Source organism: Chryseobacterium tongliaonense (assembly GCF_041224435.1).
GTDB lineage: Bacteria > Bacteroidota > Bacteroidia > Flavobacteriales > Weeksellaceae > Chryseobacterium > Chryseobacterium tongliaoense.
The window spans coordinates 31,685-50,016 of record NZ_JBGFFD010000004.1 but is presented as its reverse complement, the minus strand read 5'-3'; the positions used below and the strand labels follow the sequence as shown (position 1 = coordinate 50,016).

Here is an 18,332-nt window from a genome sequence, read left to right as displayed (position 1 = left end):
GCTGTGTTTATTCAATAATCATCCCATCTTTCATGATCAATTTACGGTCTGTAATTTCAGCAAGATTCGGGTTATGCGTTACAATAACAAATGTCTGGTTATATTTATCTCTTAAATCAAAAAACAACCTGTGTAAATCATCTGCATTCTTTGAATCCAGATTTCCTGTAGGCTCATCTGCAAATATGATTTTAGGGGAATTGATAAGAGCTCTGGCAACCGCTACCCTTTGTGCTTCTCCACCGGATAACTGATTGGGTTTATGATGAAGTCTCTGTTCAATTTTCAGGTCTTCAAAAAGCGCATATGCCTTTTCTATCGCCTCTTTCTCATTGGCTTTAGCAATTTTTGTCGGAAGCAGCACATTTTCCATAGCTGTGAATTCAGGAAGCAATTGGTGAAACTGAAATACGAAACCAATATTCTGGTTTCTGAACTTGGAAAGCTGTTTATCATTCATATTAATAAATGATTCACCGGCAATTGTGATTTCAGTATCATAATTTTTAGAGCTCGTTGGTGAATCCAGTGTTCCCAGAATCTGCAGAAGGGTAGATTTTCCCGCTCCCGATTCTCCTACGATAGAAACAACCTCACCTGTTTTGATGTGAATATCAACTCCTTTTAATACTTCTAAATTCCCATAAGATTTATGGATATTCCTTGCTTTAATCATGATTCAAAAATAGTAAATAGATTTTAAATAAGGTCAATCGTAAATGGTCAATTTGATACGTCTGCCGATTTTTTTCAGACTAATAATTCATTGCTTACATGTTCATAAAAAAACCTCCCGAATGAGAGGTTTTAAATATTTTACAGACTGGATTTGTTACAATAACAAAGTTAAAGGACTTTCCAGATATGTTTTTAATGTTTGTAAGAACTGAGCACCTGTAGCACCGTCTACCACTCTGTGATCACAAGCTAATGAAAGCTTCATGATGTTTCCAACTACAATCTGACCGTCTTTAACAATAGGTTTCTCAATAATTGCTCCTACTGAAAGGATGGCAGAGTTTGGCTGATTGATGATACTTGTAAAGGTTTCAATTCCGAACATTCCAAGGTTTGAGATTGAGAATGTAGATCCTTCCATTTCGTTTGCTTTAAGACCTTTGGACTTCGCTCTTGAAGCCATGTCTTTTACTGCAGCAGAAATCTGGGTATAATTCATCTGATCCGTATTCTTAAGAACAGGAACTACCAATCCGTCAGGAATTGCAACCGCTACTCCAACGTTGATGTTTCCTCTGTGGATGATTTTATCTCCGGCCCAACTTGAATTTACCTGCGGATGTTTTCTTAGAGCAACAGCTGTCGCCTTAATGATCATATCATTGAAAGAAATTTTGGTATCCGGTAAAGAATTGATTTCCTTTCTCGCTTCAATTGCCTTATCCATATTGATTTCTACCATCAGGTAGTAATGCGGAGCAGAGAACTTACTTTCAGCAAGACGTTTTGCAATGATATTTCTTACCTGAGAGTTCGGAGTTTCCGTATCCTGACCCTGAACAAAGTTCACTGCAACCTGAGCTGCCGCATTTGCTGCCGGAGCAGATGCTGTAGAAGCTGCCTGAGACGGCTGATAGTTTTCAATGTCTTTTTTAACGATTCTTCCGTTTTCTCCTGAACCGTGGATACCATTGATATCTACACCTTTATCCTGAGCCATTTTCTTAGCTAACGGAGAAATTGCCACTCTGTCTGAAGATGAAGAACTTGCAGCCGGGGCAGCAGTTTTCTCTTCAGCTTTAGCTTCTGTTTTTTGTTCAGCAGGTTTTTCTGCAGACTGGGCAGCCGGTTTTGCAGCACCTACTCCGGAAACATCAGTTCCTTCAGGGCCTATGATAGCTAATACCGTATCAACGGGAGCAGCACCACCTTCTTCAACACCTTGCTTCAATAATACCCCGTTAAATTCAGACTCAAAATCCTGAACGGCTTTATCTGTTTCAATCTCAGCTAGAAGATCTCCTTCTTTTACTGTATCGCCAACATTTTTATGCCATTTTGCAACTTTTCCTTCCGTCATTGTATCAGAAAGTCTTGGCATTGTAATCACTTCTACTCCAGCCGGAATTTCTGCTGTGGTTTGCTCAACACTTGTTCCGTTATTTTCTGTTTTAGATTCTTCCTCAGATTTTTTCTCTTCAGAGCTTTCTGCTGCAGGAGCACTTCCGCCTGTTAATCCGGAAATATCTTCTCCTTCATTACCAATAATTGCTAAAACTGAATCTACAGCAGCAGCGGCACCTTCTTCTACACCTACGTATAAAAGAGTTCCTTCTACTTCAGATTCGAAATCCTGAACAGCTTTATCTGTTTCAATTTCAGCTAAAATATCTCCTTCTTTTACTTTATCGCCTACTTTTTTATGCCATTTCGCCACTTTTCCTTCCGTCATAGTATCGGAAAGACGGGGCATTGTAATTACTTCTGCCATAATTTATTTTAATATGATAATGAGTTAATTGATAATTTGATAATGAAAAGGAACATGTTAATTAACTAATTAGCACATCACTACATTATCTCATATTATTTTTTAGTTTTCAAATTTGTCTATAAACGGATAGTTTTCCTGAGCATATACATACTCATAAACTTTTTCAGCATCCGGATATGGAGAGTTCTCCATGAATTCGATACATTCTTCAACGAAATCTCTTGATTTGTTATCGATAGCTTCCAATTCTCCTTCTGTAGCCCAGTTGTTTGTTAAAATTCTGTGTTTAATCAATTCGATAGGGTCATCATTTTTATGAAGTGCTACTTCTTCTTTTGATCTGTATGGTTCAGCATCAGACATTGAGTGACCTCTGTAACGGTAAGTTCTTGCTTCGATAAACGTAGGCCCGTCTCCTCTTCTTGCTCTTTCAATAGCCTCATAAGCTGCTTCCGCCACTTTTTCAGGATCCATTGCGTCTACAGCAAGACAAGGCATTTCGTATCCTAATCCTAGTTTATAGATATCTTCGTGATTAGCGGTTCTTTTTACAGAAGTCCCCATTGCATACTGGTTGTTTTCTACAACAAATACAACAGGTAATTTCCAGTTCATCGCCATGTTAAACGTTTCATGTAATGAACCCTGTCTGGCTGCTCCGTCTCCGAAGAAACAGATATTTACCGCTTTTCTGTCAAAATATTTATCTGCAAAAGCAATACCGGCACCTAAAGGAATCTGACCTCCTACAATACCATGACCTCCATAGAAACGGTGCTCTTTGCTGAAAATATGCATAGATCCACCCATACCTCCCGACGTTCCTGTAGCTTTGCCACAAAGTTCCGCCATGATTCTTTTAGGGTCTACTCCCATTGCCATTGGATGAATATGACATCTGTAAGCAGTGATCATACTGTCTTTTGTTAAATCCATTGCATGCGTGAAACCCGCAGGTATCGCTTCCTGACCATTATACAAATGTAAAAAACCTCTGATTTTTTGTTTTAGATAAAGAGAACGGCATTTGTCTTCAAACCTTCTCCACATTGTCATATCTTCATACCACTTCAGGTATACCTCTTTAGAAAATTCTTTCATGTGTTAGCTCTTGCTTATTTATTATGAAATAGTTGAGCAAAATTATAAAAAAAACTTTGTTTTTATTGTATACATACCAATTGTTTTTTTAGTTATAGTGTTATATTTGATTTTTAAACTTATTCATGGAAGAAAAACAGCCATCCCTAATCAATAAAATCTCGAAAGTAATTTCCGATTTTTTTAATCCTCTGGTTTCTTTATTTATATTTTTTGTTTACATGAGTGTACAGGAATATACATTAAAAGATTCTCTGTTCTATTTTCTTCCTATATTATTAATGATCATGCTTCCCGTTATCATCTGGATCGTATGGAATGTAAAGACCGGAAGATATACCAATATGGATGTCTCCAACCGCGTCCAGAGAAAGACGTTATATATTTTTATAGCAGCGTGTGTTATCATCTATATTACTTATAATTATTTCAGAAACGGATATATAGATTTTGTCATGCTGTTTATATTAATTCTTCTCTTTGCATTACAGATCAGTAATTTATTTATTAAAAGTTCCATGCACACCGCCTTTAATGTTTTTGTGGCAGCTCTGTTTTTTGCATTAAACTGGAAAATGGGTATTATCTGGCTGGGAATTGCTGTTTTAGTAGGAGTTACAAGAGTCATATTAAAAAGACATACTGTAAAAGAGGTATTTATGGGGGCCGGAATAGCATTTCTGGTATCTTTTCTTTATCTTTATTGCAATATACAGTTTCAACATTAAGAATATTATATGAAAATAAATCATCTCACTGCGGCCGAAGAGAATTTAATGAAGCTATTCTGGAAGTTGGATTCCTTTTATCTAAAGGACGTTATGGAACAGCATCCGGAGCCGAAACCGCACCAGAACACCGTCTCCACTTATCTGAAAATACTTGTTGAAAAAGGCTACCTTTCTACCCAAAAAGAAGGCAGGATATTTAAATACAAGGTATTGGTTCCTTTAGGGAGCTATAAAAAATTCTTAGTAAAAGAGCTTTCACACCATTTTTTTAATGATTCGGGGAAAGAAATTTTTGAACTTTTATTTCATGAAAATTTAATTTCAAAAGAAGATTTAAAAGACTATTTCGATAATTTTGATCAGAATCCCGTTAAATCAAAAGCTCCTAAACTTGAAATTGCGAATGAAATCCTGAATCCCAAGAAAGATAAAAAAGGGAAAGACAGGAAAAAGAAGAAGAAAAAAGATTAAAACATCATACTATAGAAAAAGCATCACAGATTGTGATGCTTTTGTTTTATAAAAAAAGCGGCTTAAGCCGCTTACTATTTCTTACCAACGATTTCCACCACCGTTACCACGATTGTTTCCACCTCCGTAGCCACCACCACGATTGTTTCCACCACCATTTCCATAACCTCCTCCACTTCTAGTGTTATTGAAAGTTTTTCTTGGTTTTTCTTCTCTTGGTTTAGCTTCAGATACGTTTAATACTTTTCCGTTGAATTCTTTTTGATTAAGAGAATCAATAGCTTGTTGTCCTTCTTCGTCGTTCATTTCGATAAAACCGAAACCTCTTGAACGACCAGTTTCTTTGTCTGTAATAATTTTAGCAGAAGATACTTCTCCAAATTCTGCAAATAGGTCTTGCAACTCATATTCTTTAGTTGCGTAATTGATGTTAGAAACAAAAATGTTCATTTGAATAAAATTAAAAAATTAATAAAATTTGGTATATAAAAGAAAAACAACATAACGTAATGAACAAATATTGATTCCAAATATAAACTATCGCAAGATACAATTAAAAATTTCAAATCAAAACATTTTTGAAATTATTTCTCACATTATGTTGAATTTGAAAATAAAATTCATTAAAAAACAGATAATATTTATTGATAATTAATTAATTTTCATTGATATTTGTATTAATTTTAAGCAATATTTAACATAACTTAAATCTCCATTTCATATGCCTATTATCGTAAATTTAGATGTCATAATGGCTCAAAGAAAAATGTCTTTAAATGAGCTTTCCGGAAAAGTAGATCTTACCATATCCAATCTTTCCATTTTAAAGACAGGGAAAGCAAAAGCAATCCGTTTCAGCACTCTTGAAGCTATTTGTAAAGCCCTGGATTGCCAGCCCGGTGACCTTTTGGAATATAAAGATTAAAAACATAATTTATAATTTTAATTACATTTTAAAAAGTAATTGAGAAAATAAATAATTCTCTTTGGATAACTAAATCTCATTCTTTGGATAAAGCCGGTTTTTAACCTTAAATTTGTCCTGCAAATTATTAGCAAATATGAATTACCATACAAGAAAATGGGTAAAGCCTGAAGACTTAAATCCCAATCATTCACTTTTTGGCGGAAGATTATTACAATGGATTGATGAGGAAGCGGCTCTTTATGCCATTATCCAACTGGAAAACACCAAAGTGGTCACTAAATTTATTTCAGAAATTAATTTTGTAAGCTCTGCAAAACAGGGAGATATTGTCGAGATCGGCATTGAGGTTTCAGCGTTTGGCTCTACTTCGCTTGCTTTAAAATGTGAGGTGAGAAATAAAATGACCCACCAAACCATTATCACCGTCGACAAAATCGTGATGGTAAACCTTGGCGAAGACGGAAACCCAGCTCCCCACGGCAAAACGCAGGTAGAGTTTGTAAAGGATAGATTAAACAATCGATTATGAAAATTTTTATAAAAAATATGGTTTGCGGCAGATGTATTTCTGCTGTTGAAAGTATTTTTGACAACGCTGCTGTAAAAATTAAATCAATTAATCTGGGTGAAGTGGAAACCGAATCTGAAATTTCAGACAAAGATTTACAGTCCATCGAAAAACACCTGGAAGAAACCGGATTTGAAAGAATTAAAGACTCTGCACATCAGCTTATCGAAAAAATTAAAAATTTTATTATTATAAAGATCGGTGAACTAGACGTTGATGAAGACTTTTTATTATCTGAGTTTTTAAGCTCAAAACTTCACAAGGATTACAGTTCGCTTTCAAAAACATTTTCACAGAATGAAAATATTACACTGGAACAATTCTTTATCCTTCAAAAAATTGAAAAAGTGAAAGAACTGCTTCTGTATGATGAATTTACTTTAACGGAAATTGCCGGAAAATTGGGTTATAAAAGTGTACAGCATTTATCTTCCCAGTTCAAAAACAGTACCGGCTTCACTCCTACTGAATTCAAAAAATTGAAAGTTCACAATAGAAAACCGTTGGATCTGGTTTGAAAATTTCACCCAAATCAGATAGATCTGGTTTTACTCTCGCCGATTTTTTAATATAAATTAATAGTAGTTTTAAGAAATTTAATGTTATCAAAATTAAACACAATCATCTGCTAAATCTGTGAGAGCAAAAACAGATTTTTCCTATTCTAAGACCCAAACACCCTACTCTTTTACATAAAACCAAATTCTATAACTATTATCCTTAAATTTATAACACCTTTCCATTCTCATTATGGAAATTTGTACTATAAATTACAGGATCATGGAACGACATTATAAAATACTTGGGATGACCTGCTCCGGTTGTCAGAAAAAAATTTCAGAAAAGCTTAACAGCATCGAAGGTGTAAAGGCTGATATTAATCTGAAAGAAAACACTGCAACGATCAGTTCAGATCAGGAAATTGCGCTCAATACTTTAAATAAAGCTTTAGGTGAAATCGGAAATTATGCATTGGAAGATCCGAATCAACCTGAAAAAACATTCATAAAGCCACAGGATCGCGTATCTCCTTCTTCCGTTTATTATTGTCCAATGGAATGCGAGGGTGATAAAGTATATTTCAAACAGGGAGAAAGATGTCCTGTCTGCAATATGTACCTTGTTCCTATAGAAGAAAAACTGGCTAAAGACCCTCACCATAAACCTGCTTATTCTTCCGGTAACCTGCCGGAAAACTTTAAAGATGATATTGGAAAATATTATTGCCCGATGTTCTGTGAAGGAGACAAGGTTTATGATGAAAAGGGAAACTGCCCTGTCTGCCATATGCATCTGGAGGAAATCACAGAAGGTCTGGTAAACAAATCAGTTCCTCACAATACCCATCATCATCATTCCCATGAGCACGGTAATCATCATCATCATGAAGCTCCGAAAGTTACAGATGAAATGGCAGGAAAATACTACTGTCCGATGTATTGTGAAGGCGACAAAACCTATGACAGCAATGTTGGCTGCCCTGTTTGCGGAATGGATCTGGTAAAATATCCCGAAAAGAAAACAGCAAAATACACCTGTCCGATGCATCCTGAAATCATCAGGGATGAGCCCGGAAGCTGCCCGATCTGCGGAATGGATCTGGTAAGAATGCCGGATAGCGAAGGTGAAGAAGAAGATGAAACGTATAATATTCTGAAAAGAAAATTTATTATTTCACTGGCTTTTACCATTCCTGTTTTTATTCTTTCGATGGGTGGAATGTTTATCAACTTCCCGTTTTCACATTCCGTTCAGGGGATTATAGAGCTTATTTTAACGCTTCCCGTATTATTTTATTCAGGCTGGTTCCTGATCAAAAGGGGCTGGATTTCATTTAAAACATGGAATCTGAATATGTTCAGCCTAATTGCTCTGGGTGTTGCAGCAGCTTTTATCTTCAGTATTGTGGCATTGGCATTTCCGGATATTATTCCCCATGAGATCCGTGGACATAATCATGAAATTCCATTATACTTTGAAGCGGTCTGTGTGATTTTAACCTTAGTTATTTTAGGACAGCTCATGGAAGCTGCAGCCCATAAAAAAACCGGAAATGCAATCCGCGAACTGATGAATCTTTCTCCCGATGAAGCCAATCTTATCATCAACGGAGAAGAAAAAAGAGTCCTCCTTTCTCAGGTAAAAGCAGGCGACATGCTAAAAGTAAAACCGGGCGAAAAAATTCCGGTTGACGGGAAAATTGTTGAGGGAAGCTCTGTTGTTGATGAAAGTATGATTACCGGAGAGCCCATTCCTGTTGAAAAAAATACAGATGATAAAGTATCTTCAGGAACTATCAACGGAAATCAGGTTTTCATCATGAAAGCCGAAAAAGTAGGTGATGAAACACTGCTTTCCCAAATTATAAAAATGGTGAATGAAGCCAGCAGAAGCAAAGCGCCAATCCAGAAACTGACGGATAAGGTATCTAAAGTTTTCGTTCCTGTCGTTATTCTTATTGCCGTTCTCACTTTTATTGCATGGCAGTTCTTCGGTCCGGAAGGTAAAAGAAGTCTGTTTGCCTTCGTTAATGCCGTAGCCGTTTTAATCGTAGCCTGTCCCTGTGCTCTCGGTCTGGCAACTCCCATGTCTTTAATGGTAGGAATCGGAAAAGGAGCAAAAAACGGTATCCTGATTAAAAATGCAGAAGCACTTGAGCAAATGAATAAGATCAACGTTTTAATTACCGATAAAACGGGAACTTTAACGGAAGGAAAACCATCGGTAGAACATATCGAAACTACCGGTAATGAAGATCAGAACAGAATTTTAAAACTGGCTTTTTCATTAAACCGGAATTCAGAGCATCCGTTATCCAATGCAGTCATAAAAAAAGCCAAAGAAGGAAATATCTCTGCCGAAAAAGTAGAAAAATTTGAAAACATTTCCGGAAAAGGAGTGAAAGGAAATATCAACGGAAAAACAGCTTATTTAGGAAATGAAAGCCTGATGACTTCCCATCAGATCAACATTCCTGAAACCCTGAAACAGAAAGCGGTAGAAGTACAGTCAAAAGCTCATACCATTTCTTATATCGCAGAAGAAAACACCGTTTTAGGATTCATCAGCTTCACTGATAAAATTAAAGAAAGCTCTAAAAAAGCAATTCAGCATCTGATGAACGAAGGAATTGATATCGTCATGATGACAGGTGATAATGAGCATACCGCCAAAGCTGTTGCCGATGAATTGGGCATCAGACATTTTAAAGCCAACTGTCTTCCGGAAGATAAACTGAATGAAGTAAAAAAACTGCAGCAGGAAGGAAAGATCGTAGCAATGACCGGAGACGGCATCAATGATTCCCCTGCCCTGGCTCAATCAGACATTGGAATTGCTATGGGAACAGGTACCGATGTGGCTATCGAAAGCGCAGAGATCACTTTATTAAAAGGTGATATCATTGGGGTGGCAAAAGCCAGGCTGTTGAGTGAAAAGCTTTTGAAAAATATTAAAGAAAACCTCTTCTTTGCTTTTATTTACAATGTTCTGGGAATTCCGGTTGCGGCAGGATTATTGTATCCATTTTTTGGAATCTTATTATCTCCCATGATCGCAGCCGCAGCAATGAGTGTCAGTTCATTATCTGTAATATTGAATTCTTTGAGATTGAATGCCGTTGATCTGGAGATCCGAAAATAGTTAAAATTACTTCCTGCAGATGAACCAGATTGTTTATCTGCGGGAGAATAATTCAAAAATATTATGGAAAAAGGAAGCCTTTATATCGGATGTTCAGGTTTTTACAATAACGATTGGAAAGGATCTCTGTATCCCGAAGATACCAAAAGTAAAGATTTCCTTATCCTATATTCTCAAACCTATAATTCAGTTGAAATCAACTCAACATTTTACCGGAAACCTACTCTCAAAACTCTGGTAAAATGGCATGATGAAACACCGGAAGATTTCAGATTCTTTATTAAAATCCCCAAACCCATCTCCCATGAAAAACGGCTCAAAGACTGTCAGGAAGAAATTTCAGAATTTTGTAGTCATATTCAGGACGGATTAAAAGAGAAGCTCGCCGGCTTTTTATACCAGTTTGCACCTTCTTTTAAAAACACCCCGGAAAATATTGATGAGATTTTAAATAACCTTGACTCCGGATTTTTAAATGTGATTGAATTCCGGCACGAATCCTGGTGGCGGAATGAAATTTTTGACGCGCTGAAAGATAAGAACATCGTTTTTTCCGGCGTTAGCTTTCCCGGAAACCTTCCTGAAGATGTAATTATCAATCATCCCGAAATTTTATATTACAGGCTCCACGGAAAACCGGTGCTCTACAAATCGGAATATGATGAAGAATTTCTTAATCAATTGGCGGAAAAAATTAAAAGATCAAAGAAAAAAACATTTATATTTTTCAATAATACATGGGGAACTGCGGCCATTAAGAATTCTTTATATCTGAAGAAAATCTTAGAATGAAAATCTGCTGAAAATTAATACCTTAAAATATCCTTAAAAAGGGAATTTCGATAAAATTTGGCATGTAAATTGTTAACATTAATTTACAAAAATTAACAATTTTTAACATTTAATTTCCAATACCTTTATGAAAAACTTTTTTGCGGAAAAGTCTCGAAACAAGACTTTTCTAGGGATGTTTGCATTGATGAGTGCAACTTCAATCTTATTTAACAGCTGCAACCAGAAAAAAGAACGGAAAGAATCTGAAAAGATAATTCCGAATCAGCATCCCGTCGCAAAAACAGTCCCAAAAATCGATGATGAAAATGTTCCGTCAGACAAAAGAGTTATTTATCTCACTTTTGATGATGGTCCCAACCGCGGTACCGAAAATCTTTTAAAAATTTTAAATAAAAGAAATGTTTGTGCAACCGCTTTCCTTGTCGGCCAGCACGCGTATGGAAGTAAAAAACAGAAAGAAGGCCTTGAACTCTTGAGAAAAGATCCTTTGATCGAACTGGCCAACCACAGCTATACTCACGCTCATAATAAATACACCGATTTTTATAAGAATCCGGATGCTGTTGTACATGATTTTGATGTTGCAAAAGACAGCTTAAGATTGAATGATAAAATCGCAAGAACTCCCGGTAGAAATATCTGGAGACTTAACAATATTACGGCAACAGACATAAAAAGCTCTGCACTTGCAGCAAACAGTTTACAAAAAGCAGGATATAAAGTAATTGGCTGGGACCTTGAATGGAAACCCGACAACACCATGTCATTAAAAGGAAATCATGAAGCCATGCTGAAAAAAGTAGACAGCATTTTCTTTAATGATCTGGAAAAAACGTCAAGACATCTGGTTTTCCTGACCCATGATCAGTATTTAACGGATGCCGACTCAATTGATGAGCTGGATCAGTTTATTGAAAAGCTTCAGAAAAGCAACAGGTTTGTTTTCAAAAAAATATCCGAGTATCCTAAGATTAATGAAATTTTGAATTAATATTTTCTGTAAAATATATTCATAAAAAAATAAAAATGTATCAATTGATTAGTTTTTTGCTTTTAGAATTCAGAAATTTGCAGTTATGAGTATTAAAGAAAACTACAGCAATATAAAAAGCCGGCTTCCGGAAAATGTACAACTGGTTGCAGTTTCCAAAACACATCCTGTTTCAGCGATTCAGGAAGTTTATGACCTGGGACAGAAAGTTTTTGGTGAAAATAAGGTTCAGGAATTAATGGAGAAATATCCTCTCCTTCCGAAAGATATCCAATGGCATCTGATCGGGCACCTGCAAACCAATAAGGTCAAATATATTGCTGAATTTATCGATACCATTCAAAGTGTGGATTCTGAGAAGCTGCTTCTGGAAATCAATAAAGAAGCCGGAAAACATCAGCGGAAAATTAAAGTTTTACTTCAGGTAAAAATTGCGGAAGAAGAAAGTAAGTTCGGACTTGAAATTTCAGAAGCAAAAGATCTGTACCAAAAATACATTAATGGTGACTTTCCTCATATTGATATCACCGGCTTAATGGGAATGGCTACTTTTACGGATAACCGGGAACAGATAAAAAAGGAGTTTTTGAACCTGAAAAAAGTTTTTGATGAATTAAATACATTAAAAGAAATAGACACCTTATCAATGGGTATGAGTGATGATTTCCCCGTTGCCATTGAATGCGGAGCTAATTCTGTAAGGGTTGGATCTGCTATTTTCGGGAGAAGAGATTATTCAAATTAACCCATTTAGGTATAATTTTTGCTAATAATTCAATCAAAAAAATTAAATTTGCAACTATGCAAAAAATCCTTATCGTAGAAGACGAAAAAGCAATCTCAGGAGTACTCCATAGTATTCTTTCTGACGAACTTACCAATTATGAATTTGTTATCGCCGAAGACGGTTTAGAAGGCTACAAGCAAGTAGAAAAAGAAGATTTCGCATTGGTGATTTCGGATATAAAAATGCCGAAACTTTCAGGAACCGAACTTTTGAAACAGAGTCTGGCTCTGAAACCTGAAACCACTTTTATCATGATTTCAGGACATGCGGATATTGATTCTGCCGTATCTTGTTTAAAGGAAGGTGCATACGACTTTATCTCCAAGCCTATTGACATCAACAGGCTGATTACAAGCGTAAAAAATGCTTTAGTAAAAGAAACCCTGAAGAAAGAAAATAAAAATCTTCAGTCTGAAAATAAAACATTAAAAAAGAAGGTCAATAAAAAGTACCAGATGATCGGTGAATCTCCTGCATTGCAGAAAATTCAGGATATGATTGAAAAGGTAGCCGTTTCTGACGCCAGAGTTTTGATTACAGGGCCAAACGGTGCCGGAAAAGAACTGGTAGCTCACGCCATCCATAACCAAAGTGAACGTGCAAGAGGTCCGATGATTGAAGTAAACTGTGCTGCTATTCCTTCCGAACTTATTGAATCTGAGCTTTTCGGACATGTTAAAGGGTCTTTTACAGGAGCAATCAAGGATAAACAGGGAAAATTTGAGCAGGCTACAGGTGGTACGATTTTCCTGGACGAAATCGGAGATATGAGTCTTATTGCCCAGGCAAAGGTTTTAAGGGCATTGCAGGAAAGTAAGGTTTCACCGGTAGGGAGCGATAAGGAAATAAAGGTTGACGTAAGGGTGCTTGCTGCAACAAATAAAAATATGCAGAAAGAAATCGAGGAAGGAAAATTCAGAGAAGACCTTTATCACAGGCTTTCCGTTATTGAAATCTATGTTCCGCCATTGGACGAAAGAAAAGAGGATATCAAATTATTGGTAGAGCATTTTTCAGGAATGATTGCTGATGAGCATGGTACTGCCGTGAAAAAATTTGATGATGATGCTATTGAGGCTCTGAAAGCGCTTTCCTGGACAGGAAATATCAGAGAGTTGAGAAATGTTGTTGAAAGATTAATTATTCTTGGTGGAAACACTGTTTCCAAAGAGGATGTTGCAAATTTTGTAAGAAAGTAATTTAATTATAACGAATACATTATAACAATTTGCAGTATGACTTACTGCAAATTTTTTTTATACATAAACTATGAACTTTTTAAATAAAAACTATACGAAAGAATGCCTGACACTGGCTCTTCCTGTCATGCTTACGCAGGTGGGACAGGTCTCGGTGAATTTATTCGACAATATCATTGTCGGCAAAATGCTTGGTGCAGATGCCCTGGCTTCCGTTTCTTTAGGGAATGCGGTCTTCTTCTCAATGTTTGTTCTGGCATTGGGATTTTCTTTTGCTATCCCGCCTTTGGTTTCTGAGGCGCACTCCAGACATGATCATCAGACGATTAATTCTGTATTCAGTCATGGATTTATTATTAATATGTCTGTCGGAATTATTCTGATGGGGATTCTATTTTTAGGAATGCCTCTGCTCTATCATTCGGGGCAACCGGAAAAAATTATTCCGGATACGGTCGATTTCTTAGGAATCATGGCGATAAGTATTGTTCCTTTTATGGCATTCCAGACTTTGAGAGAGGTTTCTGAAGGCCTTTCCTATACAATCGGGGTAACGAAAGCAACGATTATTGCCAATGTGATTAATATTGTTTTAAATTATGTCTTTATCAAAGGGATGTTCGGAATACCGCCAATGGGTGTCAAAGGATCGGCATTAGCGAGTTTGATTGCCCGGATTTTCATGGTGGTTTTCCTTTATTTTGTTCTTAAATATGAAAAGAAAACCCAGCGTTATATCAAAGACTTCTCTTTAAAAGCACAGGTTTTTTCCAAAAAGATGTTTGATAAAATGGTAAAATTAGGGTTGCCCACCGCTTTACAGATGTTCTTTGAAGTAACGGCATTTGCGGGAGCAGCTTTTATCTGCGGATTGATTTCAGCGCACGATATTGCTTCCCACCAGATCGCTTTAAGTATGGCTTCCTTTACTTTCAATTTATGTGTGGGATTCAGTGTGGCTTCAACAGTAATGATCGGAAGAAAGCTTGGCGAACAGAATTTTACGGAATTAAGAAAGGTAGGAATCAACAACCTGAAAATTGCATTTATTTTCATGTGCATCTGTGGTTTGGTCTTTATCTTAGGCCGAAACATCCTGCCTACCTTCTTTACAAAAAAAGAGGAAATTGAAGTGATTACATTAGCTTCAAAACTGATGATCATTGCTGCCTTGTTCCAGCTTTCAGACGGAATACAGGTTACAGCTTTAGGGATGCTGAGAGGTTTACAGGATGTTAAAATCCCGTCAATTTATACTTTTATTGCGTATTGGGTGATCACGATTCCTTTGGGCTATTTTTTCTGTGTTACCTTAAAAATGGGTGCTTTCGGAATGTGGATCGCTTTAGGATTGGGATTAACCATCTCGGCGATTTTCCTTGTAAAACGGTTTTTAAATATGTCTGCGAAAAGAATTAAGCAAAATATAAGCAAAGCCTAATAATAGATCAGCCCAGTTTTTAATATATTATAAATGAGTTACGCGAAGTCTCCGACTTCGCGCAACTCATTTAAATACACAATAAGTAAATAAATATCTTGAGATTGCTTCGTCGCTTCGCTCCTCGCAATGACGGTTTATCCGACTTTTCTTCCCAGTATCTTCAGACTTCTTTCTACTCCATCTAAAATGGCTACATCAGGCAACGTTCCCCAATCTTCAAATCCGAAATTCCTGAAAAGCTTCAGGCTGGCTTCATTATGAAGGAAAATAAGAGCCACCATGTTATTTACCCCAAATTTCCCGGCATTATCAATACAGTATTTAAGAATTGTCTTACCGTATCCTTTTCCTCTGCAGTTTTCATCCAGATAAATGCTTACCTCTACGGTTCCGCTGTAAGCAGCTCTCTCATGGAACGAACTAAAACTCACCCATCCTATGATCTGCCCATCATGATCTTCAACCACCCAAAGTGGTCTTGTTTCAGGGTTATGCTCATCAAACCATTGTTGTCTGCTTTCCACAGAGACATTTTCCGTATCGGCAGTCACCATTCTTGAAGGAATCGTTGAGTTATAGATTTCAACTATTTTTTCCAAATCTTTCAGGTTGGCATTCCTGAATTTCAGTTCTTCCATTTTAGGTTGTTTTAGCAAAGATACGATGGGTATTTATTCTTTCTAATTAACATCTGATTAAAATTTTCATATTAGCTTTGACTTCTATGAGATTGCTTCGTCTCTTTGCTCCTCACAATGACATAAAAAAACTCGTTCTAAAAGAACAAGTTTTTATTAGGGTTTATTTTTTCAGGCATTTCTCCAGGAACTGATCCTGCTCCCAAAGAAGATGAAGAATATTTTCTTTAGCCTGGTAACCGTGGGCTTCTTTTGGCAAAAGTACCATTTTCACAGGGGCTCCAAGGTTTTTCAGTGCCTGGAAGTATCTTTCCGTCTGCAGAGTAAAGGTCCCCGGATTGTTGTCTGCATCACCGTGAATCAGAAGCAGCGGAGTTTTCATTTTATCTGCATTCATAAACGGAGACATGGTATTGTAGATCTCCGGAACATCCCAGTAATTTCTCTGCTCACTCTGGAATCCGAATGGCGTCAAAGTTCTGTTATATGCCCCACTTCTTGCAATTCCGCATGCATAATCTTTAGAATGAGTCAGAAGATTGGCCGTCATAAATGCACCATAAGAATGCCCGCCTACCGCTACTTTAGTTCTGTCAATGTATCCTAACTGGTCTACAGCATCAATCGCTGCTTTTCCGTTAGCAACTAATTGTGGAATAAAGGTATCGTTCGGCTCTGTTTTTCCTTCACCAATGATCGGGAAAGCAGCATCATCCAAAACGGCATAGCCTTTCGTTGTCCAGTAAACAAAAGAACCGTAATACGGGAAGGTAAAGTCATTCGGGTTTTGGGTATTCTGTCCTGCTGTATTTTTATCTTTATATTCTGTCGGATAGGCCCAGATCAGTAAAGGAAGCTTTTCTTTCTTTGCTTTTCTGTCATAATTTGCAGGAAGATATAATGTTCCTGTTAAAGTTACCCCATCGTTTCTTTTATAGGTGATTACTTCTTTATAAACATCTTTGATGCTTTCAAAAGGATTGGCAAAACTGGTAACCGCTTCTGCTTTATTGGATTTGATATTTTTCTTAAAGTAGTTCGGATATTGGCTGGCAGACTGCTGAATGGTAAGAACTTCCCCTTTTGAAGGATTAATGATATCGATAATATCTTCTTTCGCGTTCTTTAAATTTGAAGTATAAAGCCTTTTCTTTTTCAATGTTTTCATATCCATTTCATCGATGAAAGGATGCTGTCCGTCTTTCGTAAACCCGGCCCCGATAAGATATGCTTTTTCACCTTTCATATCAAGAACCGTTCTTCCGAACTGGTTTTTTGTCGTATTGAAATTTCCCGGATCGCTGTAAACATCCTGGTAATTTCTGTCATCAATCACTTTAGATTCGCCGTTCTTCAAATCCACTAAGAAAGATTTCGTGTTTCTGGTATCATACCAGCCTTCTGAAACAATAGCATAATGATCGTTGGTCCAGCTTACCCCTTCATACCTTTGCTTTGTTTTAAAGAATGATTTCGGAGCAGCATTAAACGGAGCTTCCCATGTGAAAATTTCATCTCGGTAATCTGCCGTTTTCGACTGATCACCGCCATCCAGAGCTTCAGCATAAACCAAGGTAGCAGGTAGATCACTTCTCCAGCCCATATCTCTTTTTCCTGTTCTTACTGAAGAGAAACCTTTAGGCATAATCTCATTTAACGGAATTTCATTGACAACTTTTACAGCATTTCCGCCAGCGTCATAAACTGTGGTTGTCATTGGAAACCTGTTTAAAGGCACAATATAAGAAAACGGCTTTTTGATGGTGGTTGCCATTAAATAATTTCCATCCGGTGAAAAGCTCAGCCCGGAATACATATCCTGATCTTTTACTTTTTTAAGGTTTCCGTTGATGTCAACATTATAAATATCGGAAGCGGTAAGAATTTCAAAATTCTTTTCATCCTGTGGATTTTTAAGAAGATCCTGATACGTTCTGTTTTGGGAAACTTTTCCGTCTGCCGTCGAAACAATCGGCCCGGTTGGCAGATCTTTGCTTGAATCTATTAATGACGCCCTGTTTTGTGGAAGTGTTTTGATCAAAAGGTTCTGGGAATCTTTATACCAGATATAAGGGCTTCCTAAATTGGCATTTAAATTATCTGCCGTGATTTTCTTTGCTGTAGCCGTTTCAAGATCTACAATCCAAAGCTCAACTCCTTTCGCAGTAGTATTGGTAAAAGCCAGCTTTTTTTCATCCGGTGAAAAGGAAGTAAAGGTGATTTTAGGATTTGCGGGAAGGTTTTTCACCTGCACTTCATTTTTATCGCTCATTTTTCTCACCTTGAGGTTATTGGAATAGGTGGCAGTGCTTGAAATATTGGTTACCGGATTAATTCTTAACCCGCCCAGCTTCATTTCCTGCTGGCTAAGATCTTCCAGTGTTTTATACGTCGGGCGGTATGTAAATACAACCCAATCTTTTTTGCTGTTCATCAGAACACTTGGAGGTCTCTCATAATCTGCCAGTTTAAGAATTTCTGCAGATGGCTTTTGATACGTAATGCTCTCCTGTGCTTCATAAAAATTAAGAAACGCAAGAAGGCAGATAGTCAGCTTTAACTTCATTATATTTCATTTTTCACGA

Annotated in this window: 17 protein-coding genes; 11 read left to right on the top strand and 6 right to left on the bottom strand. The window is 36.9% G+C overall.

What is annotated here, in order from left to right; all coding sequences use genetic code 11:
• Positions 1-7 precede the first annotated feature (7 nt).
• The 3 genes from AB8P06_RS10155 to pdhA form a co-directional block, all read right to left on the bottom strand.
• Complete coding sequence (locus AB8P06_RS10155; protein WP_369841095.1) at positions 8-676, bottom strand: ABC transporter ATP-binding protein; 669 nt, start codon at positions 674-676, stop codon at positions 8-10.
• A gap of 156 nt (positions 677-832) precedes the next feature.
• Positions 833-2,449 (bottom strand): dihydrolipoyl dehydrogenase family protein, encoded by a 1,617-nt coding sequence (locus AB8P06_RS10150; RefSeq protein ID WP_369841093.1) that lies wholly within the window; start codon positions 2,447-2,449, stop codon positions 833-835.
• A gap of 102 nt (positions 2,450-2,551) precedes the next feature.
• Entirely contained in the window at positions 2,552-3,553 is a 1,002-nt protein-coding gene (pdhA, locus tag AB8P06_RS10145) for a pyruvate dehydrogenase (acetyl-transferring) E1 component subunit alpha (RefSeq protein ID WP_369841090.1), read from the bottom strand.
• 125 nt (positions 3,554-3,678) lie between these two features.
• Between pdhA and AB8P06_RS10140 the strand changes: the two genes are divergently transcribed.
• On the top strand, positions 3,679-4,281 hold the full coding sequence (locus tag AB8P06_RS10140) for a phosphatase PAP2 family protein (RefSeq protein WP_369841087.1): 603 nt from the start codon (positions 3,679-3,681) through the stop codon (positions 4,279-4,281).
• 9 nt (positions 4,282-4,290) lie between these two features.
• On the top strand, positions 4,291-4,755 hold the full coding sequence (locus AB8P06_RS10135; protein ID WP_369841085.1) for a BlaI/MecI/CopY family transcriptional regulator: 465 nt from the start codon (positions 4,291-4,293) through the stop codon (positions 4,753-4,755).
• Between the two features lie 81 nt (positions 4,756-4,836).
• Here the strand turns inward: AB8P06_RS10135 and rbp are convergent, their stop codons facing one another.
• Entirely contained in the window at positions 4,837-5,205 is a 369-nt protein-coding gene (gene rbp / locus AB8P06_RS10130) for an RNA-binding regulator (protein ID WP_369841082.1), read from the bottom strand.
• Positions 5,206-5,476: 271 nt separating this feature from the next.
• Here rbp and AB8P06_RS10125 point away from each other — a divergent pair, with 271 nt between their 5' ends.
• The 9 genes from AB8P06_RS10125 (at position 5,477) to AB8P06_RS10085 (ending at position 15,106) form a co-directional block, all read left to right on the top strand.
• A complete protein-coding gene (locus tag AB8P06_RS10125; RefSeq protein ID WP_369841080.1) occupies positions 5,477-5,680 on the top strand; it encodes a helix-turn-helix domain-containing protein in 204 nt (67 codons plus the stop codon).
• Between the two features lie 136 nt (positions 5,681-5,816).
• Complete coding sequence (locus AB8P06_RS10120) at positions 5,817-6,212, top strand: acyl-CoA thioesterase (RefSeq protein WP_369841077.1); 396 nt, start codon at positions 5,817-5,819, stop codon at positions 6,210-6,212.
• Complete coding sequence (locus AB8P06_RS10115) at positions 6,209-6,769, top strand: helix-turn-helix domain-containing protein (protein WP_369841074.1); 561 nt, start codon at positions 6,209-6,211, stop codon at positions 6,767-6,769. The genes AB8P06_RS10120 and AB8P06_RS10115 overlap by 4 nt, the downstream gene beginning before the upstream one ends.
• Positions 6,770-7,031: 262 nt before the next feature.
• Positions 7,032-9,893: a heavy metal translocating P-type ATPase gene (locus tag AB8P06_RS10110; protein WP_369841072.1), complete on the top strand. Its 2,862-nt coding sequence runs from the start codon at positions 7,032-7,034 to the stop codon at positions 9,891-9,893.
• 63 nt (positions 9,894-9,956) lie between these two features.
• Complete coding sequence (locus AB8P06_RS10105; RefSeq protein WP_369841070.1) at positions 9,957-10,685, top strand: DUF72 domain-containing protein; 729 nt, start codon at positions 9,957-9,959, stop codon at positions 10,683-10,685.
• A 127-nt stretch (positions 10,686-10,812) separates the two neighbouring features.
• Positions 10,813-11,679, top strand: a complete 867-nt coding sequence (locus AB8P06_RS10100) for a polysaccharide deacetylase family protein (protein WP_369841068.1) — start codon at positions 10,813-10,815, stop codon at positions 11,677-11,679.
• 85 nt (positions 11,680-11,764) lie between these two features.
• Positions 11,765-12,424: a YggS family pyridoxal phosphate-dependent enzyme gene (locus tag AB8P06_RS10095; protein WP_369841066.1), complete on the top strand. Its 660-nt coding sequence runs from the start codon at positions 11,765-11,767 to the stop codon at positions 12,422-12,424.
• Between the two features lie 56 nt (positions 12,425-12,480).
• On the top strand, positions 12,481-13,665 hold the full coding sequence (locus tag AB8P06_RS10090) for a sigma-54-dependent transcriptional regulator (protein ID WP_369841064.1): 1,185 nt from the start codon (positions 12,481-12,483) through the stop codon (positions 13,663-13,665).
• Between the two features lie 70 nt (positions 13,666-13,735).
• The gene (locus tag AB8P06_RS10085) at positions 13,736-15,106 is read left to right on the top strand and encodes an MATE family efflux transporter (RefSeq protein WP_369841062.1); all 1,371 of its coding nucleotides are present in this window, start codon (positions 13,736-13,738) and stop codon (positions 15,104-15,106) included.
• 137 nt (positions 15,107-15,243) lie between these two features.
• Here the strand turns inward: AB8P06_RS10085 and AB8P06_RS10080 are convergent, their stop codons facing one another.
• Both AB8P06_RS10080 and AB8P06_RS10075 read right to left on the bottom strand, forming a co-directional pair.
• Positions 15,244-15,747 carry a GNAT family N-acetyltransferase gene (locus AB8P06_RS10080; protein WP_369841060.1) on the bottom strand — a complete coding sequence of 168 codons (504 nt, stop codon included), beginning with the start codon at positions 15,745-15,747 and terminating at the stop codon, positions 15,244-15,246.
• A gap of 163 nt (positions 15,748-15,910) precedes the next feature.
• Positions 15,911-18,313, bottom strand: a complete 2,403-nt coding sequence (locus AB8P06_RS10075) for an alpha/beta hydrolase family protein (protein WP_369841058.1) — start codon at positions 18,311-18,313, stop codon at positions 15,911-15,913.
• Positions 18,314-18,332 lie beyond the last annotated feature (19 nt).